General features: G+C 69.7%; 22 protein-coding genes, 1 tRNA gene, 1 pseudogene and 1 riboswitch. Of the genes and pseudogenes, 13 read left to right on the plus strand and 11 right to left on the minus strand.

Annotated elements, in window-relative coordinates:
- Window positions 1-153: 153 nt before the first annotated feature.
- The 8 genes and pseudogenes from ABZ928_RS27775 to ABZ928_RS27810 all read left to right on the plus strand — a co-directional run bounded on the left by ABZ928_RS27775 (window position 154) and on the right by ABZ928_RS27810 (window position 6,735).
- The gene (locus ABZ928_RS27775) at window positions 154-561 is read left to right on the plus strand and encodes a hypothetical protein (RefSeq protein ID WP_361524421.1); all 408 of its coding nucleotides are present in this window, start codon (window positions 154-156) and stop codon (window positions 559-561) included.
- Complete coding sequence (locus tag ABZ928_RS27780; RefSeq protein WP_361524424.1) at window positions 561-740, plus strand: hypothetical protein; 180 nt, start codon at window positions 561-563, stop codon at window positions 738-740. Before ABZ928_RS27775 ends, ABZ928_RS27780 begins: the two co-directional genes overlap by 1 nt.
- A 144-nt stretch (window positions 741-884) precedes the next feature.
- Window positions 885-1,487 (plus strand): Scr1 family TA system antitoxin-like transcriptional regulator, encoded by a 603-nt coding sequence (locus ABZ928_RS27785; protein ID WP_361524427.1) that lies wholly within the window; start codon window positions 885-887, stop codon window positions 1,485-1,487.
- 195 nt (window positions 1,488-1,682) lie between these two features.
- Complete coding sequence (locus ABZ928_RS27790) at window positions 1,683-2,180, plus strand: peptidylprolyl isomerase (protein ID WP_361524430.1); 498 nt, start codon at window positions 1,683-1,685, stop codon at window positions 2,178-2,180.
- A gap of 175 nt (window positions 2,181-2,355) precedes the next feature.
- A complete protein-coding gene (locus ABZ928_RS27795; protein ID WP_361524433.1) occupies window positions 2,356-3,138 on the plus strand; it encodes a hypothetical protein in 783 nt (260 codons plus the stop codon).
- 45 nt (window positions 3,139-3,183) lie between these two features.
- Window positions 3,184-3,509, plus strand: a pseudogene (locus ABZ928_RS27800) (hypothetical protein).
- 261 nt (window positions 3,510-3,770) lie between these two features.
- Window positions 3,771-5,318, plus strand: a complete 1,548-nt coding sequence (locus ABZ928_RS27805; protein WP_361524436.1) for an alginate lyase family protein — start codon at window positions 3,771-3,773, stop codon at window positions 5,316-5,318.
- A 187-nt stretch (window positions 5,319-5,505) separates the two neighbouring features.
- Window positions 5,506-6,735 carry a GNAT family N-acetyltransferase gene (locus ABZ928_RS27810; protein WP_361524438.1) on the plus strand — a complete coding sequence of 410 codons (1,230 nt, stop codon included), beginning with the start codon at window positions 5,506-5,508 and terminating at the stop codon, window positions 6,733-6,735.
- A gap of 54 nt (window positions 6,736-6,789) precedes the next feature.
- Here the strand turns inward: ABZ928_RS27810 and ABZ928_RS27815 are convergent, their stop codons facing one another.
- Together ABZ928_RS27815 and ABZ928_RS27820 are read right to left on the minus strand one after the other, a co-directional pair.
- The gene (locus ABZ928_RS27815) at window positions 6,790-8,409 is read right to left on the minus strand and encodes an MFS transporter (protein ID WP_361524441.1); all 1,620 of its coding nucleotides are present in this window, start codon (window positions 8,407-8,409) and stop codon (window positions 6,790-6,792) included.
- 57 nt (window positions 8,410-8,466) lie between these two features.
- Complete coding sequence (locus ABZ928_RS27820; RefSeq protein ID WP_361524444.1) at window positions 8,467-9,846, minus strand: DUF445 domain-containing protein; 1,380 nt, start codon at window positions 9,844-9,846, stop codon at window positions 8,467-8,469.
- Window positions 9,847-10,004: 158 nt separating this feature from the next.
- Here ABZ928_RS27820 and ABZ928_RS27825 point away from each other — a divergent pair, with 158 nt between their 5' ends.
- Window positions 10,005-11,339, plus strand: a complete 1,335-nt coding sequence (locus ABZ928_RS27825; RefSeq protein ID WP_361524447.1) for an SGNH/GDSL hydrolase family protein — start codon at window positions 10,005-10,007, stop codon at window positions 11,337-11,339.
- 6 nt (window positions 11,340-11,345) lie between these two features.
- Here the strand turns inward: ABZ928_RS27825 and ABZ928_RS27830 are convergent, their stop codons facing one another.
- The 4 genes from ABZ928_RS27830 to ABZ928_RS27845 are packed head-to-tail and all read right to left on the minus strand — an operon-like array spanning window position 11,346 to window position 14,770.
- Window positions 11,346-12,101 (minus strand): DUF1707 domain-containing protein, encoded by a 756-nt coding sequence (locus ABZ928_RS27830; protein WP_361524449.1) that lies wholly within the window; start codon window positions 12,099-12,101, stop codon window positions 11,346-11,348.
- Window positions 12,102-12,133: 32 nt separating this feature from the next.
- Window positions 12,134-13,117, minus strand: a complete 984-nt coding sequence (locus ABZ928_RS27835) for an ATP-binding cassette domain-containing protein (protein WP_361524452.1) — start codon at window positions 13,115-13,117, stop codon at window positions 12,134-12,136.
- Between the two features lie 20 nt (window positions 13,118-13,137).
- The gene (locus tag ABZ928_RS27840) at window positions 13,138-13,977 is read right to left on the minus strand and encodes an ABC transporter permease (protein WP_361524455.1); all 840 of its coding nucleotides are present in this window, start codon (window positions 13,975-13,977) and stop codon (window positions 13,138-13,140) included.
- The gene (locus tag ABZ928_RS27845) at window positions 13,970-14,770 is read right to left on the minus strand and encodes an ABC-2 family transporter protein (protein ID WP_361524458.1); all 801 of its coding nucleotides are present in this window, start codon (window positions 14,768-14,770) and stop codon (window positions 13,970-13,972) included. The genes ABZ928_RS27840 and ABZ928_RS27845 overlap by 8 nt, the downstream gene beginning before the upstream one ends.
- A gap of 232 nt (window positions 14,771-15,002) precedes the next feature.
- On the opposite strand from ABZ928_RS27845, the gene ABZ928_RS27850 reads away from it, so the two are divergent.
- Window positions 15,003-17,411 (plus strand): transglycosylase domain-containing protein, encoded by a 2,409-nt coding sequence (locus tag ABZ928_RS27850; RefSeq protein WP_361524461.1) that lies wholly within the window; start codon window positions 15,003-15,005, stop codon window positions 17,409-17,411.
- On the opposite strand, the gene ABZ928_RS27855 is transcribed toward ABZ928_RS27850, so the two are convergent.
- The 3 genes from ABZ928_RS27855 to ABZ928_RS27865 all read right to left on the minus strand — a co-directional run bounded on the left by ABZ928_RS27855 (window position 17,405) and on the right by ABZ928_RS27865 (window position 18,623).
- Window positions 17,405-17,725 (minus strand): SMR family transporter, encoded by a 321-nt coding sequence (locus ABZ928_RS27855; protein WP_361524464.1) that lies wholly within the window; start codon window positions 17,723-17,725, stop codon window positions 17,405-17,407. The two genes, ABZ928_RS27850 and ABZ928_RS27855, sit on opposite strands and share 7 nt — an antisense overlap.
- A 34-nt stretch (window positions 17,726-17,759) precedes the next feature.
- Window positions 17,760-17,850, minus strand: a riboswitch (guanidine-III (ykkC-III) riboswitch).
- A gap of 46 nt (window positions 17,851-17,896) precedes the next feature.
- A complete protein-coding gene (locus ABZ928_RS27860) occupies window positions 17,897-18,247 on the minus strand; it encodes a co-chaperone GroES (protein ID WP_361524466.1) in 351 nt (116 codons plus the stop codon).
- A gap of 46 nt (window positions 18,248-18,293) precedes the next feature.
- The gene (locus tag ABZ928_RS27865) at window positions 18,294-18,623 is read right to left on the minus strand and encodes a DUF3618 domain-containing protein (protein ID WP_361524469.1); all 330 of its coding nucleotides are present in this window, start codon (window positions 18,621-18,623) and stop codon (window positions 18,294-18,296) included.
- 95 nt (window positions 18,624-18,718) lie between these two features.
- On the opposite strand from ABZ928_RS27865, the gene bcp reads away from it, so the two are divergent.
- A complete protein-coding gene (bcp, locus tag ABZ928_RS27870) occupies window positions 18,719-19,192 on the plus strand; it encodes a thioredoxin-dependent thiol peroxidase (RefSeq protein WP_361524472.1) in 474 nt (157 codons plus the stop codon).
- Here the strand turns inward: bcp and ABZ928_RS27875 are convergent.
- A complete protein-coding gene (locus ABZ928_RS27875) occupies window positions 19,167-19,703 on the minus strand; it encodes a GNAT family N-acetyltransferase (RefSeq protein ID WP_361524475.1) in 537 nt (178 codons plus the stop codon). The two genes, bcp and ABZ928_RS27875, sit on opposite strands and share 26 nt — an antisense overlap.
- Window positions 19,704-19,862: 159 nt before the next feature.
- On the opposite strand from ABZ928_RS27875, the gene ABZ928_RS27880 reads away from it, so the two are divergent.
- A complete protein-coding gene (locus ABZ928_RS27880; protein ID WP_361524478.1) occupies window positions 19,863-20,864 on the plus strand; it encodes an HNH endonuclease in 1,002 nt (333 codons plus the stop codon).
- A 54-nt stretch (window positions 20,865-20,918) separates the two neighbouring features.
- A tRNA-Leu gene (locus ABZ928_RS27885) sits at window positions 20,919-21,002 on the plus strand.
- A 47-nt stretch (window positions 21,003-21,049) separates the two neighbouring features.
- Here the strand turns inward: ABZ928_RS27885 and rdgB are convergent.
- Window positions 21,050-21,652 carry an RdgB/HAM1 family non-canonical purine NTP pyrophosphatase gene (gene rdgB, locus ABZ928_RS27890; protein WP_361524481.1) on the minus strand — a complete coding sequence of 201 codons (603 nt, stop codon included), beginning with the start codon at window positions 21,650-21,652 and terminating at the stop codon, window positions 21,050-21,052.
- Window positions 21,653-21,667: the final 15 nt, after the last annotated feature.

Genomic DNA, 21,667 nt, shown 5'->3' on the forward strand with positions numbered 1-21,667 from the left:
CCTCAACTACCCCTCGCTGGGGTACTTGCGCCCCTTGCAGACCTCCACCATCTGTCCCACACGTTGGAACCAGCAGATGGGAATGTGGATGTCTGAGGCAATCCCGCTCGCACAGTTCACGACCTGTGGGCACCGGGGCAGGGCGGTGGTGGCGTGAGCGCCGTCGTCGAAGAACGCCTGCCATGGCTGCCGCCCGAGGGAGCGATCTGGCACGTCGAGGCCGGTACACACTTCGACGCGATCCGAGTCGGCCGAACTGTCGGGCTAGCAGCGCTGTCACTCCTGGGAGACGCGTCAGGGGCGGTGATCTGCGACCCGTGGAGCCGTATTCACTACTTCCTGACCGAGCCGTCGTCCACGACCGGCTGGGACGTACGGGAGACGACCGTGTGCGGAGCCGCCACATACGTGGTCGTGCCGCCCCTCGACGCCAAGGAGATGAATCTGCACTGGGCGGTGCGGCCGACCACTGATCGTCCGTTCACGCCTTCGGACCGGTTGCATCAGGCGCTCCAGGCAGCAGTAGAAGGGCACTACGGCCCACGGAGGGAGCGCTCCTGATGGGCACGGAAGCAGCCGATGACGTCGTCGAGGCGTTCGAGAGACTCGTCGACCACTGCCTCAACTGCACTGCCTGCCGGGCCGATCCGAACCAGATGTGCCCGAGCGCCTATCCGCTGCACAGCGCCTGGAAGGTGCTGTGGAAGAAGGGCCCGCGCGGTGATCTGCGCAAAGTGTGACAAGGCGATTCTGGTCGGCGAGGCCTACGACAGCCACGACAAGGTCTCGTCATCCGTCGGCGGAATCACGATCTACCTGCACAAGCTCTGCCCGTCGGGGTATGACCGCCCTGACTCACGATCCGCGACGAAAGGAAACGCACAGTGACCAGTTCGACCCCGTGGCAGCAGCGGTTGTCCACCGGCACGGAAGACATCCAGGACGAGGTCGTCCGCTGGTACCGGGAGACGCCGTACGGGAAGGCGTATGTCCCGCACATGATCTGGGGCACGCTCCAGACCGAGGCGTACGCGAGGGTGATCCTGCGGCGGGTCGTGGAGTTCCTGGGTGTGCCGGATGACGTGCCGGCGGGGGTGGCCAAGCGGATGGAGCGGCAGCGGGTGCTGTACGACGGTGAGCACCGCTACGACGTGGTCATCGGCGAGCAGGGGCTGTACACGAACGTCGGTGGCGGGCCGGTGATGCGGGAGCAGATGGAACGGCTCCTGCGTGACATTGACCTTCCCTCGCTCGGTCTGGGGATCCTCCCTGCCGCCGCCGAGTACGACGTCGTACCGATGCCTGGATTCAATATGCGGGAGGGGCGGGTCGACTACGAACTCGTGTCCTGCGGAGTGGACATCACCGACGGCGAGGAGCTCGCCCTGCATCACAAAGCGTTCGATGCCGTCAGCGCGGCGGCCGCGTACGGGGACTCCGCGAAGGACCTCATCGGCAAGGCTCTGGCCTTCTGGAGCAAGGAGTGAGGAGTGGCGGAGTGAGGAGTGGGTGGTGCGGCTCGGCAGCCGTTCTGCGGGATCGTGGTCGGATTGAGAGACACGTCACCGTCGGCTCCGCGCTTCCGCTCCCGCGCGGCTCTCCCATGCGGAAGACTGGGTGATCCCTAACCGAGCCGAGGGGACCCCGCTGGCGCCCCGAGGCGGACAGTGCAGGATAGACCCATGACAACCAAGGTCTACTTCGACATCACCATCGACGGCGCCCCCGCCGGCCGTATCAACTTCAACCTCTTCGACGACGTGGTCCCGAAGACCGCGGAGAACTTCCGCGCGCTGGCCACCGGCGAGAAGGGCTTCGGTTACGCCGGGTCCTCGTTCCACCGGGTCATCCCGGAGTTCATGCTCCAGGGCGGCGACTTCACCGCCGGCAACGGCACGGGTGGCAAGAGCATCTACGGCGAGAAGTTCGCGGACGAGAACTTCAAGCTCAAGCACGACCGTCCGGGCCTGCTCTCCATGGCCAACGCGGGCCCGAACACCAACGGCTCGCAGTTCTTCATCACCACGATCGTGACGGGCTGGCTCGACGGCAAGCACGTGGTGTTCGGCGAGGTCGCCGACGAGACCAGCATGGAGCTCGTGAGGAAGATCGAGTCGCTCGGCTCGGGCAGCGGTGCGACCAAGGCGAAGATCACCATCTCCGAGTCCGGTCAGCTCTGACACCCAGCGTCTGACGCCTGGCGTCTCCGACGTGAACGGCCGGTGCGGTTCTCATCGCGCCGGCCGTCGCGCCTGGGCAGCAGTGACGTACGTGAGTCGTCGTGTCGCGTCACGTGAGCTCGCTTTGAGTAGGTGTACTCATGTCCGGCCGCTTGATCGCGCCGAGACTTCGGGCATGAGACGACGACGTGGACGACGTACCGGGGCCGCGGGGAAGCACAGCGTTTTCGGCCGTACGGCGGTGGCGGCGCTGTGTGTGCTGGGCCTCGCCGCCTGTGGGACCGAGCGGGCGGAGGGCGAGGGGGACAAGGGGGCGACGGCCGCCCAGGCCGGGAGCCGGGTCGCGGCCTCCCCCACCACCCCAGGCAGCTCCATCACCCCCGCCAACCCCGCCGCCCCTGCCAGCCCCGCCGCCCAGAAAGACGAGGGCGCCGACTACCTCCCCTTCATGCAGCTCCTCCTCGACATCGCCGAGCCGTGCCTGCCGGCTGATGTGCCGCCGCCCTCGTTGTCGCCGGAGGAGTTGGAGGATCTGGAGAAGGTGGGGGAGGAGCGGGAGTTCGGCGGCACCGTCCCGCCCGAGGAGCCGCCCCTGCCGGACGAGCCGCTGCCGAGCAGCGAACCGCGTGACCCCGAGAAGGCCAGGCAGGAGACGGAACTGAGCTCCGTGGAGAAGTGCGAGGCCTCTCTCCACGCCGAGCGGATCACCAAGGCCCTCAAGAAGAACGCCGACCGTACGCCGGCACAGGTCGCCGACACCCTGCGCGGCCTCGGTTACATCGACGACGTCGTCCATGGTCCCCAACGCGCTTCGGACGCCGTCGAGTTCACCCTCGACCTCCGCATGTTCGACAGCCAGCTGTGCCTCTCCGGCAGCACCACCGGCACGAGGACGACGATCGAGGCGTACGGCGGCTCACCGGAGGTCGAGTGCGTGGACGTACGACGCACGAGCTGACCGGCGCGGGACATATCGATCCGGACGGGTGGGAGGCAGGCGGACATGGCGAAGGTTCCCAGTGCGGTGGTGGCTGCGGGTGGGCTCGTCGGGGCCCGCCGCGGAGCGGCTATCGGATGCAGCGGGGTGGCTCGGTGGAGCAAGAAGCGGCAGCTGGGCGGGGTCGTGCTGGCCGCTGCTGGGGCCGCGGCGGCTCAGCAGTGGCGGCGGCAGGCGGGTGGGAAGGCGGCGGGGGCGTTGACGGCGGCGTATGTCGTGGCGTTCGCGGGGTCGCATCCGCTGGCGAAGAAGGTGGGGCCTGGCCGGCCGTGTTCGGGGTGGCCGGGGCGGTGGCGCTGGCTTCGTGGGCGGTGGCGGACCGGCGGGGCTGAGCCGACGGGCAGCGGGAGCACGGGCCACGGCCACGTCGGCGGGGGCACGGACAGCGGCAGCAGGGCACGGACAGCGGCGGGCACGCGTGCGTCGAACTCCGGCCGCCGTCGGGGCTGTTGGACCTCTCGATGCCCAAGGTGCCCAAGGCGCATGTCGAGTGCGGTCCGTCTCGCGGTCGGGACTTTTTGTTATCCCCTCCCCCACCCTCGCGTCTCCTCTCCGTCCCGTCCCCAGCCACAGGCACGCGAGGAATGACGCACGTGACTTCGACTTCACTGTTTTCGCCGACTTCACCGTTCAGCCGCCGCACCCTGCTCAAGGCCACCGGAGCCGTCGGAGCCATCGGTGTCGGCGTCGGTACGGCCACACTCGCGACTCCCGCCGCGCACGCCGCCGGTGCCACCGGTTCCGCCGACTACGCGCACCCCGGTCTCCTGCACACCCGCACGGACCTGGCCCGGATGGCGGCCAAGGTGAAGGCGGGCGCCGCGCCCTACACCGCCGGTTACGCCAGGCTGACCGCCAACCGGCATGCGCAGAGCGGCTGGACGGCGAATCCGCAGGCAACGGTCGTGCGCGGCGGGTCCGGGCAGAACTACGTGACGCTCTACAACGACATCCACGCCGCGTACCAGAACGGCCTCAGGTACCACGTCGGCGGGGACAGCGCGCACGCGGACACCGCCGTCGCGATCCTCAACGCCTGGTCGGCCAAGCTGACGACGCTCGGGGGCAACGCGGACCGGTTCCTCGCCGCCGGGCTCTACGGCTACCAGATCGCCAACGCCGCCGAACTCGTGCGCGACCACCCGGACTTCGAGCTCGACCGCTTCAAGGAGCTGCTGAGCGGCGTCTTCGCTCCGCTCAGCGACGACTTCCTGGTCCGGCACAACGGCGCGGTCATCTCCAACTACTGGACCAACTGGGACCTCACCGCCATGGCCTGCGTCCTCGCCACCGGCATCTTCTGCGACGACAAGGCCCAAGTCGCCCGCGCGGTCGACTACTTCAAGCACGGCGAGGGGCTCGGCTCCCTCAAGAACGCGATCCCCGTCGTGTACGACGACGGGCTCGCCGAATGGCTGGAGGCGGGGCGCGACCAGGGGCACGCGCTGCTGGGGGTCGGGCTGATGGGCACGTTCTGCGAGATGGCGTGGAACCAGGGCATCGACCTGTACGGCTACGACGACAGCCGGTTCCTCAAGGGCGCGCAGTACGTGGCGAAGTGGAGCATGGGCGGGCAGGTGCCGTTCACCGCGAACACGCGGAGGAAGGGGGCCGTGGGCGGGTGGTCAGGGACGGAGACCGTCACCGAGGCCGCGGGGGTGGACCCCGCCATGACGCGGCCCATCTGGGCGATGATCGCCAACCACTACACCAAGCGCCGGGGACTGTCCGCGTCCTACCTCACCCGGATCGCCGCGAAGTCGGCACCGGAGGGCGGGGGCGGGGACTACGGGCCCAACAGCGGCGGATACGACCAACTCGGCTTCGGGACACTCGCGTTCACCCGGGACAGGAGTACGGATCCGGCAGCGTCCCCCACCCCGAGTGGAGCCACCGCAAGTGCAGCCACCCCGAGTACAGCCACCCCGAGTGCCGCCTCCAGCGCAGGCGCCGGCGCCGGCGCCAGCCCCTCCGCGTCCTCCTCGGCGTCCCCCGCCTCCGCCAGGAACGGGGACCTCGCGGCGACCGGGTCCAACGACATCATCGGCTGGAGCGCGGCGGCCGGAGTGACCGCCGTCGCGGGCGGGCTGCTTCTGCTGCGCCGCCGGGACAAGGTCCGTCGCGGGGCGGCGGCCGAGTAGCCCCCACTCGCCCCACTCGCCCCGCCCGCCCGGAACCAACAGCATCCGGCACCAGCGCCGCCCTCCCCCGGCAGCAACACCACCCACCCATAATCCAGTTGACCCGACCACCGCTCACCGCTGCACTGTGGCAGGGCGCCCCGCGTGATGGCCCCCATACCGGTACACCAGGGAGGCAGCGCCAGCGATGGAGATCCGTCCTACGACCGACGACGACCTCGGCGTCTTCGTCGACACGATGCATGCGGCGTTCGGGATGTTCCCGGAGACCCCGGCCGAGGACGGCGGTGGGGTCTGGTGGGCGGCGCTCGAGATGGACCGCGGGCTGCTCGCCACGGCGGAGGACGGGCGGCCCGTCGGTACCGCGGCGGCGTACTCCTTCGAGCTCACGCTGCCCGGTGAGGTCGTCGTCCCGGCCTGCGGGGTGACCGCGGTCGGCGTGCTGCCCTCGCACCGGCGGCAGGGTGTGCTGGGCGCGATGATGCGGCGTCAGCTCGGCGATCTGCGGGACCGCGGTGAGTGTCTCTCCGTGCTGCTGGCCTCCGAGGCGGTGATCTACCGCAGGTTCGGATACGGGCCGGCGACCTACACCCAGAAACTGACCGTGCCGCGGCACCGGGGCGCCCTCGCCCTTCCCCGGGCGTACGGGGCGGAAGAGGCCCCCTCTGACACCGGCACGGTCGAGGTGCTGCGACGGGACGAGTGCGGGGAGGTCCTGGAGGAGGTCTACGACCGGTACCGCCGCGCCCAGCCCGGCGCGCTGTCCCGGCCGCACCGCTGGTGGGAGAGGCGCGCGGGGCAGCCGCCGATCGCTCCGGCGCAGCGGTACATCGCCGTGCACCGGGATGCCGATGGCGTTCCGGACGGGTACGCCAGCTACACGGTCGGCGACCCCGACCGAACCCTGACGGTCGACGAGACGATCGCCGCCGACGACGCCGTCTTCACGGCCCTGGCCGGGTATCTGCTCCGGCACGACCTGGTCAAGCAGATCGTGTTCAAGCACATCCCGCCCGGGCATCCGCTGCGCTGGCAGTTCGAGGACTTCCGCGCCGGTGAGGTGAGCGGCCACATGGACTGGCTCTGGGTGCGGATCCTCGACATCCCGCGGGCGCTGACCTCGCGGGGCTGGTTCACGGACGGCGAGCTCGTCCTCGACGTCGGCGACCCGTTCCTCGGCGAGCACGGGCGCTGGCTGCTGACCGTCCGGGACGGCAAGGCCGAGTGCGTTCCGACGGGCCGGGAGCCCGATCTGTCCCTGGACGTGACCGACCTGGGCTCGGTCTATCTCGGCGGCACCGCCCCGAGCACCCTCGTCCGCGCCGGACACATCCGGGCCCACCGTCCGGGGGCGGCCGCCCTCGCCGACGCCCTGTTCGCCGCGGAGCGGCCGCCGCACTGCCTGCACTGGTTCTGACGGAGGGTCCGGGCCGGGCACCGAACGCTCGCGCCCTGTGCCCTGCCCATCACCTCACGCCGTAGCCGCCCGAGACCCCGCCGCCCCCTTCCCGGACCGTCGCCCCTCCGCCCCCGCCCCCGCCCCGGCCACCGCCGAAGCCACCGCGGTCAACGGCCGGGCGATGTCCTCCAGCGACCGCCGCTCGGCGCGTACCGCCAGCACCGCGGCCACCACCCCCGCCGCGCACATCAGCGCCGCCCCGACCTGGAAGGCGAGCACGGTGTCACCGACCCGCCCCGTGCTCGTCAGGTCGGAGAAGAGCATCGGCCCGCTGATGCCGCCCGCGGCTGTGCCCAGCGCGTAGAAGAAGGCGATCGACATGGCCCGGGTCTCCATCGGGAAGATCTCCGACACCGTGAGATAGGCACTCGACGCCCCCGCCGAGGCGAAGAACAGGACCGCGCACCAGCAGGCCGTCAGCGTCGCCGCGTCCAGTGCGCCCCGGTCGAACAGCCAGGCCGTGCCGAAGAGCAGCAGCCCGGACAGCAGATAGGTCGACGAGATCATCACCCGGCGGCCGACCGTGTCGAACAGCTTCCCCAGCAGCAGCGGACCCATGAAGTTGCCGATGGCGATCACCGCGAAGTAGTAGCCCGTACTGCCGGTGGGGACGTCGTAGAACTTGGTCAGGATCGCGCCGAAGCCGAAGGTGATCGCGTTGTAGAGGAAGGCCTGTCCGATGAAGAGCGCGAAGCCCAGCACGGCCCGCCGCCGGTACTTCGAGAACACGGTCCGGGCGATCTCCACGAAGGTCACGCTCCGCCGCTGGTGGATCGTCAGCTCGGATCCCTCGGGCGGTTCCGGCAACCGCGCCCCCCGCGCCTCGTCCGCTCCCTGTGCCTCATCCGCACCCTGATCCGCCCCCTGATCCACCCCCTGCGCCTTATCCGCCCCCTGCTCCGCCTCCACCTGCCGTTCGATCGAGGAGACGATCCGTTCCGCCTCCTCCTCCCGGCCGTGGATCAGCAGCCACCGCGGACTCTCCGGAACATGACGGCGTACCAGCAGAATCACCAGGGCCAGCACCGCGCCCAGCGCGAACGTCAGCCGCCAGCCGATGTCCTTCGGCAGTACGGACGTGTTCAGCGCGACGATGGACAGCAGCGAGCCGCCGACCGCGCCCAGCCAGAAGCTCCCGTTGATCATGAGGTCGACGCGGCCCCGGTAGTGCGCCGGGATCAGTTCGTCGATGGCCGAGTTGATGGCCGCGTACTCGCCGCCGATGCCGAAGCCGGTCAGGAACCGGAAGGCGAAGAACCACCAGGTGGAGAAGGAGACAGCGGTGAGGGCGGTGGCCGCGAGGTACACCGCCAGGGTGATCATGAACAGCTTCTTGCGGCCCCACTTGTCCGTCAGCCGGCCCCAGAACAGTGCCCCCGCGCACGCCCCGGCCACATACAGGGCCGCCGCCAGCCCGGTCACCTCGCCGGACGAGATCGGCAGCCCGCTGCCCGGCTCCGACAACCTCCCCGCGATGTTGCCGACGACCGTCACCTCCAGGCCGTCGAGGATCCATACGGTGCCCAGTCCGACGACGATCGTCCAGTGCCAGCGCGACCATGGGAGACGGTCGAGGCGCGCGGGGATGTTCGACGTCACGGTCCGGCCGGTCTCGGCTTCGGCGGTGATCATGGGCTCCCTCCTCCTCATCGAGTGAGAACCCGGGCCGGGTTCCCCCGACCAGTGGGCTTACGCCCCCACCGCCCGCGACACCGTATAGATCAGCAACCCCACCAACGACCCCACCACCGTGCCGTTGATCCGGATGAACTGCAGGTCACGCCCGATGTTCGCCTCGATCTTCCGGGTCGTGTGCTCGGCGTCCCAGCCCGCCACCGTGTCCGTGATCAGGGAGGTGATCTCGCGGCGGTAGGTCGTCACCACGTACACCGCCGCCCCCTCGACCCAGCCGTCCACCTTGGCCTGGAGCCGGGGCTCCACCGCCATCCGCGCCCCCAGCGACAGCAGCGACGCCCGTACCCGCAGCCGCAGCTCGCTGCGCTCGTCCTCGGCGGCGGACACGATCATCGACCGTACGGCGGTCCAGGCGGACGCGATCAGGTCCTGGACCTCGCCGCGCCCCAGCACCTCGCCCTTGAGCCGCTCGACACGCGCGCGTGTGTCCGTGTCGGACTGGAGGTCGGAGGCGAAGTCGGTCAGGAAGCGGTCCAGCGCGCCGCGGGCCGGGTGGGAGGGCATGTCGCGCATCTCGGTGACGAAGCGGAGGAGTTCCTTGTAGACGCGTTCGCCGACCCGCTTGTCCACGAACCGCGGGGTCCAGCCCGGCGCTCCGCCCTGTACGGCGTCCATGACCTGCTCGTCGTGCAGAACCAGCCAGTCGTGCGCCCTGGTCACCACCAGGTCCACGACCCGCTTGTGGCCGCCGTCCGCGACGATCTTCTCCAGCATCTTGCCGATGCCGGGCGCGATCTCCTGGGCGTCGGCCCGCCGTGTGATCGCCTCGCCGACCACGGCCTGCACGTCCGAGTCCCGCAGCACGGTCAGGGCACCGCGCAGGGCGGCGGACAGCTCGGCGGTGACCCGGTCGGCGTGCTCGGGTTCCGCCAGCCACGCACCCAGCCGGCTCCCGATACCCACCGCCCGCAGCCGCTGCCGTACGACGTCCTCGGAGAGGAAGTTCTCGCCGACGAACTCGCCCAGGGAGACGCCCAGCTGGTCCTTCTTCGTCGGGATGATCGCGGTGTGCGGGATGGGCAGGCCGAGCGGCCGCCGGAACAGGGCCGTGACCGCGAACCAGTCCGCCATCGCGCCGACCATGCCCGCCTCGGCGGCCGCCGCGACATAGCCCGCCCACGCGCCGGCGCCCTTGTGGGAGGCCCAGGTGGCGAGGGCGTAGACGAGCGCCACGAACAGCAGCAGCGCGAGCGCCGTGAGCTTCATCCGGCGTACGCCGCGCTGCTTCTCCTCGTCCGCGGCGCTGAACGCGGTCATCGCGCGGTTACTGGTCGCGGCCGGGCGGGCATGCTGCTCCACATCGGCAGCGGCATCCTTTTCATCCGGTTTCGTGCGTTCCATCCACTCCACCCGTCCGTGATCCCCTGCACACATTGTCCCTTCCTGACCGACTCCTGGAACGGCACAGGAGTTCCCGGCGTCTGTGTGATCGACGGCAACGGGGCCGGTCAACTCCCCCTCATCCATGACGCATCATGGGATGATCACATCGGAGCCCCGGGCTCCCATCCGTCCGAGGAGTACCGCACCGCATGACCAGAAGAAGTGGTTATGCCCTGCTGTCCGCGATCGTCAGCCTCGTCCTGGCCCTGTCGGCCGCCATATACGTCGGTGTCGGCGCCGACGACGGCAGCGGCGGGCGGGACACCGTCGCCCAGGGTCCCGCCCCGCACAACTCCGCCGCCCCCGCCTCCACCGGCACCTGGGTCGGCGCCTGGTCCACCTCCCCGGCCGGCGCCGAACCCGGCACCGAGACCGAGGGCATGGCGGGCCGCTCGGTGCGCAACGTCGTGCACGCCTCCGTCGGCGGTACGAGTGCCCGGATCACGCTGTCCAACCTCTACGGCCAGACACCGCTGACCATCACGCACGCGTCGATCGCGCTCGCCGCCGCCGAGGACAGCGCCGCCGCGGCCGTCGACACCATGCGGCGGCTCACCTTCGGCGGCAGCACGACGGTCGTGATCCCGGCGGGCGGCCAGGTGCTGAGCGACGCGGTCCGCCTCACCATCACGTACGGCGCCGACGTACTCGTCACGACGTACGCGCCCACCGGGTCCGGGCCGGTCACCTACCACCGGCACGCCCGGCAGATCTCCTACCTCGCCGACGGCGACCTCACCGAGGACACGACGGGGACGGCGTACACGGAGCAGACCCCGTACTGGCGCTACCTCACCGCCCTCGACGTCCTCAGCAACGAGTCCGACGGCACGGTCGTGGCCTTCGGTGACTCCCTGACCGACGGCATCAGCTCCACCGAGGGCGCCAACCACCGCTGGACGGACGCCCTTTCGCAGCGGCTGCGCACCGCGATCGAGTCCGGCGCCGGCCTGCCCCGCTACAGCGTCGTCAACCAGGGCATCAGCGGCAACCGGGTCCTCACGAGCGGTCTCGGCCGCCCCGCCGACAACCAGAGCGGCCTGGACCGCTTCGCCCGCGACGCGCTGGGCCGCCCGAACGTCAAGGTCGTCGTCATCGACCTCGGCGTCAACGACATCCTCCGCGACCCCCGCCTCGCCGACCCCGACAAGATCCTCGACGGCCTGCGCGCCCTGGTCCGCCAGGCCCACGCCCACGGCATCAAGGTCATCGGCGCGACCCTCATGCCCTTCCAGGGACACCGGGGGTACACCGGCGCCCGCGAGGACGTACGGCAGCGGATCAACGCCGCGATCAGGGACGGCGAGGTGTACGACGCCGTCGTCGACTTCGACAAGGCGCTCAGGGACCCGTACAACCCGCGCAGGCTGCGCTCCGACTACGACTCCGGGGACCGTCTGCACCCCAGCGACAAGGGGTACGCGCGGATGGCGGAGGCGTTCGACCTGGAGGACCTGGAGGGGGCGGCGCCGGCGGAGCTCTAGGGCGCCCTAGTCCTCGTAGCGGTCGCGGCGGTCGCGGCGGTCGCGGCGGTCCCGGTGGTCGTGCCGGAACGACTCGTGGAGCTCCCGCATCGACTGCTTGCGGTCCAGCTTCTCCTGCCGCCGCTCCGCCCGCAGCCGCTGCCGCTCCGCCCTGGTCACCTTCCGCTCGACACCGACACCGCCCCAGAAGGCGAACCCGGTGACGATCACCCGCGGGGCGCCCGGGTCCCCCAGCACTCCGTCCTCGCGCTGGTCGAAGGCGCCCATGATACCGATTCCGCGTACGTCGACCTCGACGCCGGGCGGCACGATGATGTTCACGCCGCCCATGATGGTCACGCAGTTGATCACGACTTCCCGGTCGGCGAAGTTCGCCTCCCGCAGATCGAGGTCACCGCCGCCCCAGAACGCGAAGCAGTTGAACCGCCGCGGCACCGTCCAGCGCCCCTTGCGCTGGAACCCGGACATCACGGCGACGGCCCACGTCGACGAGCCCTCGCCACCCGTGATCCGTGATGCCCAACTCCCGTCCGCGACCGGCTCCTTGACCAGGTTCACCGCCGGTACGGATCCCGGCGCGGCCGGCAGGTCCCGGGTGATCGGCGTCAACTCGCCGTACGTGCGCGCCTTGTACGTCGCTTCCAGGCGTTCCTCGAACTCCTCCATGTCGAGCCGCCCTTCGGCGAGGGCGTCCCGCAGGATCTCGGCTACTCGCTCACGGTCGGCGTCGGAGGCGCGAAGTTCCGGGAGTTCGTCGGTCATGGAATCAGCCTACGAGTTCGAGCGCCCCCGCACTACGCAGTGGCCCTCTCCGCATACATCTTCGCGATCACCGCCTCGATGTCCGGCTCCCGCACCGACAGATCCACCAGCGGATACTCCGCCGCGATCCGCGCCACCAGCGGCGCCGCCGACTCCCCTGCCGGGAACGCCAGCCACTGCCGGGGCCCCTCCACCTTCACGACCCGTGCCGTCGGGCCCACCTCGATCGGCGGGAGTTCGCGCTCCAGGTCGACCACGAGGGTGCGCTCGCTCTCCCCCGCCTCGTGGAGGCCGGTGAGGGGACCGTCGTACATCAGGCGCCCGTGGTCGATGACCATCACGCGTGAGCAGAGCTGCTCGATGTCCTGGAGGTCGTGGGTGGTCAGGAGGACCGTCGTGCCGCGCTCCTCGTTCAACTCCCGCAGGAAACCCCGCACCTTGGCCTTGGAGATGACGTCGAGGCCGATCGTCGGCTCGTCCAGGTAGAGCACCTCGGGGTCGTGCAGGAGTGCCGCCGCGATGTCACCGCGCATGCGCTGGCCGAGGGAGAGCTGACGGACCGGGACGTCCAACAGGTCGGCCAGTTCGAGGAGTTCGACGCAGCGGTCGAGGTTCTCGCGGTAACGGGCGTCCGGGATGCGGTACATGCGGTGCATCAGCCGGTACGAGTCGATCAGCGGGAGGTCCCACCACAGCGTCGTGCGCTGCCCGAAGACCACCCCGATCCGGTGCGCGAGCCGGGTGCGCTCGCGGGACGGGTCGATGCCCGCGACCCGCAGCCGGCCGGCGCTCGGGGTGAGGATCCCGGTGAGCATCTTGATCGTGGTCGACTTGCCGGCGCCGTTCGGCCCGATGTAGCCGACCATCTCGCCGCGCGCGACCCGGAAGGAGATCGAGTCGACGGCCCGCACCTGCCGCCGCTCCCGCTTCATGAAACCGGTCTTCTTGCGCACGTCGAAGACCTTCTCGACGCCGTCCAGTTCGATGAACGCCTCGCCCACGAAACCCTCGCCCATGACCCCTCTGACCTGACCCCTCAGTTCCCCGTGCTCTGATACGTCCGCAGCCCCGCCCGCCAGGCCAGCCCCGCCAGCGCGCAGCACCCCGCCGCCACCAGCGGCGGCAGAAACGCCACCCACGCGGGCAGCCCCAGCGGCATCGGCATGCCCAGCACATACGTCCCCGGCAGCCAGTTGACGAAGGCCAGCGGCATCACGTACGTCACCCCGCGCACCATCTCCGTCGCGAACACGGTCGGCGGGTACTGCAACAGCGTCGTACCGCCGTACGTGAAAGCGTTCTGCACCTCGGAGGCGTCCTTGGCCACGAACTGGAAGGCCGCGCCCGCGATGAACACCGCGCCGAAGATCCCCGCGCCGCTCACCAGCATCACCGGCATCAGCAGCAGCTTCAGCGGCGTCCAGTCGATGTCGACCGTGGCCAGCCCGTAGCCGAGGACGAGCAGACCCTGGGTGATCCGGCCGAGGCGGCGCAGCCCGAACTGGTCCGCCGCCATCTGCGCCAGCACCGGCGCGGGCCGCACCAGGAGCGTGTCCAGCGTGCCGTCCCGCACCCGCCGCCCGAGCCTCTCCATCGAGCCGAGCGAGAGGTCGGCGAGGCCGAAGGCGACGCTGGAGACGCCGTACAGGAAGGCGATCTGGGGCAGGGCGTAGCCGCCGAGCGCGTCGACGCGGGAGAACATCAGCAGGATCGCGACGAAGTCCAGCGAGGTCGCGGTGAAGTTCCCGAGCGTGGTCATGAGGAAGGAGGCGCGGTACGCCATCGTGGAGCGGATCCACATCGCGGAGATCATGCGGTAGGTGCGCAGCCCGTCCGTGACCCTGTTGGTCCGGGTCACCGTGCCCGTGTCAGCCACCCTGCACCACCACCCGCCGGGTGGCCGCCCCCTGCACCATCCGCCCGCCCGCCAGCAGCACGACCGCCCACGTCCCCTGGAAGGCGTACGTGCCGAGCGGATCGGCGTGCCCCATCAGGACGTCCGCGGGCGCCTGGAGCAGCGCCGACCACGGCAGGGCCCGTACGACCTCGCCGAGGGTGCCCGGGAACACGTTGAGCGGCAGGATCATGCCGGAGCAGAACCAGCCGACGAACATCACCATCTGGGAGACGCCGGTGCCGTCGAGGAGCCAGAACGCGCTCAGCGCCACCAGATAGCGGATCCCGAAACTGACCAGCGCCGCCAGCAGCACCGCGACGAGGAAGGCGGCCCACGACGAGACATCCGTAGGGAGCGCGAGGTCGAAGAAGAGCGCCCCGAACAGGAAGGGGATCACTCCGCGGCCGAGCAGTTCGAAGCCGGCGCGGCCCAAGTCGGCGGCCATCCACCACAGTTGGAGGTCGGCGGGACGGTAGAGGTCGACGGCGATGTCACCCGTGCGGATCCGTTCCATCAACTCGGTCTCGACGCCTCCGCCGCCGGTGGCGAGCGTCTTGAACAGCGACTGGCCGAGCCACACATAGGTGACGGCCTGCGCAAGGTCGTACCCGCCCAGGTGCGGTCGCTCGTCCCACAGCGCGGTGTACGTGTACACGAGGATCAGGCCGAAAACCGTGTTGGTGAACACCCCTGCGGCGGTCGCCGCCCGATAGGTCGCGTACCTTCTGAATCCCCCCGCCGCGACGGCCCCGTACAACCGCCCCGAACCCACGCCACAGCCCTCCTCGGCCTGCCCTGACACCAAAGCGCAGGAGCCTAGCCCGCCGATCGTGAGGCACGCCACCCGTTTTCCGGGCAGAAGCGCGCCGTCGGCCGGAACGGAACGCATGGTGCGACAGTCTTCATCTGGGGGCGCAGAAGGCGTACGAGGGCGTACGGCGACGTACGGCGACGTACGACGTAAAAGCGTGAAACAAAGCGTGAAACAGGAGTCCGTGCACGACATGAGCGACGAGCCGCAGCCGCAGTCTCAGCCGCAGCAGCCGAACCAGGGCTGGGCGCCCAGGCAGCCCCAGGCGGCCGAGGCGCCCGGCGGGAAGAACGGGCAGGACGGGAAGAAGCCGAAGCGGCCCAAGCGGACCGGGTGGCGGCGGATCATCCCCACCTGGCGCATGGTGCTGGGCACCTTCGTCGTCGGGATACTGCTGCTGATCGGCCTGTTCTTCCTCGGCTACTCGCTCGTGAAGATCCCGCCGGCCAACGCGCTCGCCACCAAGCAGTCCAACGTCTATCTGTACGCGGACGGCAGCCAGCTCGCCCGCGACGGCGAGGTCAACCGGGAGAACGTCACCCTCGCCCAGGTCTCCCTGGCGGCCCAGCGCGCCGTACTGGCCGCCGAGGACCGCGACTTCTACACCGAGTCGGCGATCGACCCCAAGGCGATGGTGCGCGCCGCCTGGAACACCGCCACCGGCAAGGGCGCCCAGTCCGGCTCCACGATCACCCAGCAGTACGTGAAGAACTACTACCTCGCGCAGGAGCAGACCGTCACCCGCAAGGTGAAGGAGTTCTTCATCTCCATCAAGCTGGACCGCACGGAGTCCAAGGACCAGATCCTGGAGGGCTACCTCAACACCAGCTACTTCGGCCGCAACGCGTACGGCATCCAGGCCGCCGCCCAGGCCTACTACGGCGAGGACGCCACCGACCTCTCCGCCGACAAGGGCGCCTATCTCGCGGCGCTGCTCAACGCGCCCAGCGAGTACGACGTCGTCGCCCACCCGGAGAACAAGGCGGCGGCCGAGGCCCGCTGGAACTACGTCCTCGACGGCATGGTCAAGAAGGGCTGGCTGAAGGAGTCCGAGCGGGCCGGCATGAAGTTCCCGATGCCGAAGGAGGCCACGGTCTCCACCGGGATGTCCGGGCAGCGCGGCTACATCGTCAACGCCATCAACGACTATCTGCGCGACAACAAGATCCTCACCTCGGAGGAGCTGGACGCGGGCGGCTACCGCATCACCACCACGCTCCAGAAGAGCAGGCAGGACGCCTTCGTCGAGGCCGTCAACGACAAGCTGATGGACAAGCTCGACAAGAAGAACCGCAAGGTCGACACGTACGTCCGCGCGGGCGGCGCCGCCGTCGACCCGAAGACCGGGCAGGTCGTGGCGATGTACGGCGGCATCGACTACGTGAAGCAGTACACGAACAACGCCACCCGCCAGGACTTCCAGGTCGGCTCCACCTTCAAGCCGTTCGTGTTCACCTCGGCCGTGGAGAACGACTCCACCACCCAGTCCGGCCAGACCATCACGCCGAACACGTACTACGACGGCACCAACAGGCGGCCCGTGCAGGGCTGGTCCGGCGGCTCGTACGCCCCCGCCAACGAGGACGACGTGTCGTACGGCGAGATCACCGTCCGCACCGCCACCGACAAGTCGGTGAACTCGGTGTACGCGCAGATGGCCGTCGACGTCGGCCCCGACAAGGTCAAGCAGACCGCGGTCGACCTGGGCCTGCCCACCGACACCCCCGAGCTCAACGCCTACCCGTCGATCGCGCTCGGCGTCGCCCGCGCCAGTGTCCTCGACATGGCGGAGGCGTACGCCACGCTCGCCAACCACGGCAGGCACGGCACGTACACCATGGTCAAGAGCCTCACCAAGGACGGCAAGGACGTCATCGACCTCCCGGAGCGTAAGACGTCCCAGGTCGTCTCCCGCGAGGCCGCGGACACGACCACCTCGGTCCTCCAGAGCGTCGTCGAGAACGGCACCGCCACCGCCGCCCAGGCCGCGGGCCGCCCGGCGGCCGGCAAGACCGGCACCGCCGAGGAGGACCAGGCCGCCTGGTTCGCCGGCTACACCCCCGACCTCGCCACGGTCGTCGCGGTGATGGGCCAGGACCCGACCACGGCCGCCCACAAGTCCCTCTACGGCGCGATGGGCCTCCAGCGCGTCAACGGCGGCGGGGCGCCCGCGGAGATCTGGGCGGAGTTCACCAAGACCGCCCTCAAGGGCAAGCCCGCCACCGACTTCGACCTGGAGCTCCAGGAGGGCGCGGACGTCGTCCAGGCCCCGACCCAGCAGCCGACCTTCGGTCCGCCGGAGGACACGGAGGGGCAGGACAACGGGGGGACGACGGACGGCGGCCAGGACACCGGCGGCACGACGGACGGCGGGACGACGGGCGACACGACGACCGGCGGGACCACGGGGGACACGACCACCGGCGGGACCACCGGAGACACGACCACGACGGGCGGGACGACCGGAGACACCACCACGACCGGTGGCACGACGGGCGACACCACCACGGGCGGCACGACCGGTGACACGACCGACGGCGGGACGATCACCGGTACGACGGCCGGTACGACGGCGGGCGGCGGCCCACCGACGAGTCAGTGACCGCTGGTCGCCTTGAGCCCGACCACGGCGACCAGCAGCAGGCACACGAAGAAGATCCGGGCGGCGGTGGCGGGCTCCCCCAGCACCACCATCCCGAGCACCGCCGCCCCGGCCGCACCGATCCCGACCCATACGCCGTAGGCGGTACCGATGGGGAGGGTGCGGGTGGCGTACGACAGCAGCAGCATGCTGGCGACGATCCCGGCACCGGTGAGAAGGCTGGGGACCAGCCGGGTGAAACCGTCGGTGTACTTCATCCCGATCGACCAGCCGACTTCGAGCAGACCGGCGACGACAAGCAGAACCCAGGCCATGACAGGCACCTCCGAGACGCGGACTTCTTCACGGGGTGCGTCGTCTTGTCGTAAGCCCCGGAAGGGGGCGGTCCCGGTACGGCGCGTCTCGTCGGGGGGTCCTTCAAACGTAACAAAGAAACAGCGAAAGGGGCTGGTGACGATGGTCACCAGCCCCTTTCGGCCGTTGATTCAGAGGTACAGGCCGGTCGAGTCCTCGGACCCCTCGAACCGGTCCGCGGCCACGGCGTGCAGGTCCCGCTCACGCATGAGCACGTAGGCGACGCCCCGCACCTCGACCTCGGCACGGTCCTCGGGGTCGTACAGAACCCGGTCCCCCGGCTCGACCGTCCGTACGTTCTGCCCGACCGCGACGACCTCGGCCCAGGCCAGCCGCCGGCCCACGGCCGCGGTGGCGGGGATGAGGATGCCGCCCCCGGAACGCCGCTCGCCCTCACCGGCGTCCTGCCGCACGAGTACACGGTCGTGCAGCATCCGGATGGGCAGCTTGTCGTGCTGGGTGCTGTTTCTGTTGGCGCTCACGGCTGAGAACCTACCTGCCTGAGGGGTGTGTGCACGCGCCAGGGTGTCAGCCCTTACGGCGCCGGGACCCCAGGGCGAGCAGCCCCACGAGTCCGACGGCGACGAGGGCGACGGGCACGATGCGTTCGAGCCGCGGGGCGCCTTCGTCGTCGACGAACTGGGCCTTCGTGTTGCTCACGACCCGATTGACACCGACGTAGGCCCGCCCGAGCGTGTGGTCGATGTTCGACACGACCTTGGCCTTGGCGTCGCCGACGATCGTCTTCGGGTGCACCCGCACCCCGATCTCGTCGAGCGTCTCAGCCAGATTCTCGCGGCGGCGCTTGATGTCCGCCTCGATCTGCGCCGGGGTTCTGGTGTCCGACGTGTCCGCCACCGTACGGCCTCCGAGGTGTCTGCTGATGCTGTTCTGGACAGTCTGTCAGTTCGCCGGGCGGCCGCACTGTCAGCACCCCCGGTTAGGCTGGCCCGATGAGCGAGCGACTCCAGCCCGGGGACGTGGCCCCCGCCTTCACCCTCCCCGACGCCGACGGCAACGACGTGTCCCTCTCGGACCACAAAGGCCGCAAGGTCATCGTCTACTTCTACCCGGCGGCCCTGACCCCCGGGTGCACGAAGCAGGCCTGCGACTTCACGGACAACCTGGAGGTGCTGGCCGGCGCCGGGTACGACGTCATCGGCATCTCCCCCGACAAGCCGGAGAAGCTGGCCAAGTTCCGCGACAAGGAATCCCTGAGGATCACCCTGCTCGCGGACGAGGACAAGAAGGTCCTCGACGCCTACGCCGCCTTCGGCGAGAAGAAGAACTACGGCAAGACCTACATGGGCGTCATCCGCTCCACGATCATCGTGGACGAGGAGGGCAAGGTCGAACGGGCGCTGTACAACGTCCGCGCGACGGGCCATGTGGCGAAGATCATCAAGGACTTGGGCATCGGAAGCTGACCCAGACATCAGGAGCCAGGCCGGGCTTGCCCGGCACCGGCCTGCGCTCTTCCACCCAGGCACCGGGGGCGAGGGTCTCCCCAACCCGCCGCCAGAACCGGACGGCCCCCGGATTGGCGTCCTGAAAAGCGACGGTCCACTGCCCGGGATGCCGGGCGACGACGTCGCGTACCGCCCGCAGCCCCATGCCGGCACGCCGGGCTCCTCGGACGACGAAGAAGCTGTTGAGCACGCGGGTGGGCTGAGTGACCGCCCGCACAAAGGCGAACCCAACGGGGTGCGCGCCGATGCCGAACAGATACGCGGCCCAGTCCTCGTCCCCACTGAACGCAGCCTCCAGCCGCTCGCTCCGGAACGTCCCGTCGGCGTAGGGCAGTTGCCCTCCGAACTCGGACAGGTCATGCCGGAAGAGCAGCCAGAGTCTCTCGACGGTGGGGCGGTCGGCGGGGGTGGCGGGGCGGACGGTGAGGGCGTGTTCGGCGTTCTCGCTGTTCTCGCTGTTCTCGGTCATGAAAAAAGCCTCCCGAGCGGACAAGGGTCCGAGCTTGAGAGGCCTTCGCATGTGGGTCGCAGAATATCAGCCCGCTTTACGTTTCGGGCGTGACTGTCTGATTAGCGGTTCGTTACTCCGTACGGGCCACGAACGTGTGGCCGGAGTGGAGGGGGACCGTTGGAGAACATCGCGTACAGCAAGGAGCGGCTCGCTCCAGCCGTTGCCGCGGCCCGCAACTGGACCGATCTGATGCGGCGGCTCGGCCTCAAGACGAATGGAGGGCAACGGCGTGTGCTGCAAGAGAATGTGGCGAGGCACGACCTCGACACGAGCCACTTCGTCAAGCGCAGCCCTTGGCGCAAGTATCCCGACGCCGCCATCGCCGACGCCGCCGCTTCGTCGTCCTCACTGCGCGAAGTAGCGCTGAAGTTGGGTGCCACCCCCGCTACCGGCACCCTGTCGCACATCCGCCGCCGCATTCACGCGGCGGGCATCGACATCAGCCACTTCCCGGGCATCGACCGGCCCAACCTTGACCTGCCCTTCGGCACCGAAGAACTCAACGCGGCCGCAGGAGCGGCAACCAGTGTGCGCGGCGTGGCGCGGGCTCTGGGTGCGCCGGACGACGGCCGTTCACGGGCAGCTCTGAGCCGCATGCTGCGTGATCGGGGCATCGACACCACACACTTCTCACACCAGCGCTTGGCGATCCCCGAGGCCAGGCTCCGCCAAGTCGTGGCCGACGCCACGAGCTTCGCCGACGTGATGCGCGGCCTCGGCATGGATGTCAACGACACCAATCACCGGCGCGTTCGACGTGCTGCGTCTCGACTCGGGCTGGACACAAGCCACTTCAAGCGCAGGGCATGGGCACGGCCTGAGCGCTCCGGACCAGAACCCGTCGCGCACCGAGTGCTGATCGTCCTGCCTCCGGACGCGGGACGGACCAACAGATCCCAGCTTCATCGGGCCCTGTGCGAAGTCGGCGTGCCCTACGCGTGTGAGACCTGCGGCAACGAGGGTTTGTGGCTGGGGCAGCCGATCACCTTGCAGATCGATCACGTCAACGGCGACTGGCGCGATAATCGCCGCGAGAACCTGCGGTATCTGTGCCCCAACTGTCACGCGTTGACGGAGACGTGGTGCCGCCAGAAGGCAAGGCCTCCCCTCGTCGCGTAGCGTGCTCTACCCGTACACTGAACGCTGCTGGTCGAGCGCGATGACCGTTTTTGAGCGGCCGTGATGGAATTGGCAGTCATGCTGGGTTTAGGTCCCAGTGGGTTCACACCCGTGTGGGTTCGAGTCCCACCGGCCGCACGTGTACAGAGGGGCTGCCCGGAGCCGGGCGGCCCCTCTCTCGTCCCTCAGCCCAGCAGCTCCCGCACCACCGGCACCAACCCCCGGAACGCCTGCCCGCGGTGGCTGATCGCGTTCTTTTCCTCCGCTGTCAGTTCGGCGCAGGTTCGGGTGTCGCCGTCGGGCTGGAGGATGGGGTCGTAGCCGAAGCCGTTCGTGCCAGCCGGGGCGTGGCGGAGGATGCCTCGCAGGCGGCCCTCGACCACGCGCTCCGTGCCGTCCGGCAGGGCGAGGGCGGCGGCGCAGGCGAAGTGGGCGCCTCGGTGTTCGTCGGCGATGTCCGAGAGCTGGGCCAGGAGCAGGTGCAGGTTGGCCTGGTCGTCGCCGTGCTTGCCCGCCCAGCGGGCGGAGAAGATGCCCGGGGCGCCGTTCAGGACGTCCACGCACAGGCCCGAGTCGTCGGCGACGGCCGGGAGGCCTGTTGCCTGGGCCAGGGCGTGCGCCTTCAGCAACGCGTTCTCGGCGAAGGTGACGCCCGTTTCTTTCACGTCCGGGACTTCCGGGTACGCGTCCGCGCCGACCAGGTCATGGCTCAGGCCTGCGTCGGCGAGGATCGCGTGGAGTTCGGTGATTTTCCCGGCGTTGCGGGTGGCGAGGATCAGGCGGGTCATGCGGTTCAGTATCCC

Source organism: Streptomyces sp. NPDC046909, assembly GCF_040644695.1.
GTDB lineage: Bacteria > Actinomycetota > Actinomycetes > Streptomycetales > Streptomycetaceae > Streptomyces.

Excerpts from the sequence above, each read along its gene's own strand:
- ABZ928_RS27830 (WP_361524449.1), bottom strand. The coding sequence starts at position 12,101 with ATGACCGACGAACTCCCGGAACTTCGCGCCTCCGACGCCGACCGTGAG.
- ABZ928_RS27795 (WP_361524433.1), top strand. The coding sequence starts at position 2,356 with ATGAGACGACGACGTGGACGACGTACCGGGGCCGCGGGGAAGCACAGC.
- ABZ928_RS27815 (WP_361524441.1), bottom strand. The coding sequence starts at position 8,409 with ATGATCACCGCCGAAGCCGAGACCGGCCGGACCGTGACGTCGAACATC.
- ABZ928_RS27820 (WP_361524444.1), bottom strand. The coding sequence starts at position 9,846 with ATGTGTGCAGGGGATCACGGACGGGTGGAGTGGATGGAACGCACGAAA.
- ABZ928_RS27875 (WP_361524475.1), bottom strand. The coding sequence starts at position 19,703 with ATGACCGAGAACAGCGAGAACAGCGAGAACGCCGAACACGCCCTCACC.
- ABZ928_RS27810 (WP_361524438.1), top strand. The coding sequence starts at position 5,506 with ATGGAGATCCGTCCTACGACCGACGACGACCTCGGCGTCTTCGTCGAC.
- ABZ928_RS27850 (WP_361524461.1), top strand. The coding sequence starts at position 15,003 with ATGAGCGACGAGCCGCAGCCGCAGTCTCAGCCGCAGCAGCCGAACCAG.
- rdgB (WP_361524481.1), bottom strand. The coding sequence starts at position 21,652 with ATGACCCGCCTGATCCTCGCCACCCGCAACGCCGGGAAAATCACCGAA.
- ABZ928_RS27855 (WP_361524464.1), bottom strand. The coding sequence starts at position 17,725 with ATGGCCTGGGTTCTGCTTGTCGTCGCCGGTCTGCTCGAAGTCGGCTGG.
- ABZ928_RS27790 (WP_361524430.1), top strand. The coding sequence starts at position 1,683 with ATGACAACCAAGGTCTACTTCGACATCACCATCGACGGCGCCCCCGCC.
- bcp (WP_361524472.1), top strand. The coding sequence starts at position 18,719 with ATGAGCGAGCGACTCCAGCCCGGGGACGTGGCCCCCGCCTTCACCCTC.
- ABZ928_RS27780 (WP_361524424.1), top strand. The coding sequence starts at position 561 with ATGGGCACGGAAGCAGCCGATGACGTCGTCGAGGCGTTCGAGAGACTC.
- ABZ928_RS27825 (WP_361524447.1), top strand. The coding sequence starts at position 10,005 with ATGACCAGAAGAAGTGGTTATGCCCTGCTGTCCGCGATCGTCAGCCTC.
- ABZ928_RS27835 (WP_361524452.1), bottom strand. The coding sequence starts at position 13,117 with ATGGGCGAGGGTTTCGTGGGCGAGGCGTTCATCGAACTGGACGGCGTC.